Here is a 438-nt window from a genome sequence, read left to right as displayed (position 1 = left end):
GGCTCCATCCATGCTCGTCCGTGACGCCATGAGCACCCTGGTCCTCACCATCGGCCCCGCCCACACGCTCCGCCAGGCCGCCGCCCTGATGTCCGCGCGCCGGGTGGGCGCGGCCGTGGTCCTCGACCCCGACGGCACCGGGATCGGCATCCTCACCGAACGGGACGTCCTCAACTCCGTGGGTCTGGGCCAGGACCCGGACGCGGAGCGCGCCCACGCCCACACCACCACCGACGTCGTCTTCGCCACCCCCTCCTGGACCGTCGAGGAGGCGGCGGCCGCCATGGCCCACGGGGGCTTCCGGCATCTGATCGTCCTCGACCGGGACGAGCCCGCGGGCATCGTCTCGGTGCGCGACATCATCCGCTGCTGGGCGCCGGCCCGGGAGCGGGCCCCGCAGGTGCCCGCCTGACCGCACGAGAACGGGCCGGACCCCCC

The 438-nt window shown here is 75.1% G+C and carries 1 protein-coding gene; it reads left to right on the top strand.

Annotation, left to right across the window (positions count from 1 at the left end; translation table 11 throughout):
- Positions 1 to 10 precede the first annotated feature (10 nt).
- Positions 11 to 412, top strand: a complete 402-nt coding sequence (locus tag LPA54_RS39230) for a cyclic nucleotide-binding/CBS domain-containing protein (RefSeq protein ID WP_093766958.1) — start codon at positions 11 to 13, stop codon at positions 410 to 412.
- Positions 413 to 438: the final 26 nt, after the last annotated feature.

The sequence above is a fragment of the Streptomyces sp. DH12 genome (genome assembly GCF_020873895.1).
Classification (GTDB): domain Bacteria; phylum Actinomycetota; class Actinomycetes; order Streptomycetales; family Streptomycetaceae; genus Streptomyces.
This window is presented reverse-complemented; position numbering and strand designations above follow the sequence as displayed.

Excerpts from the sequence above, each read along its gene's own strand:
- LPA54_RS39230 (WP_093766958.1), top strand. The coding sequence starts at position 11 with ATGCTCGTCCGTGACGCCATGAGCACCCTGGTCCTCACCATCGGCCCC.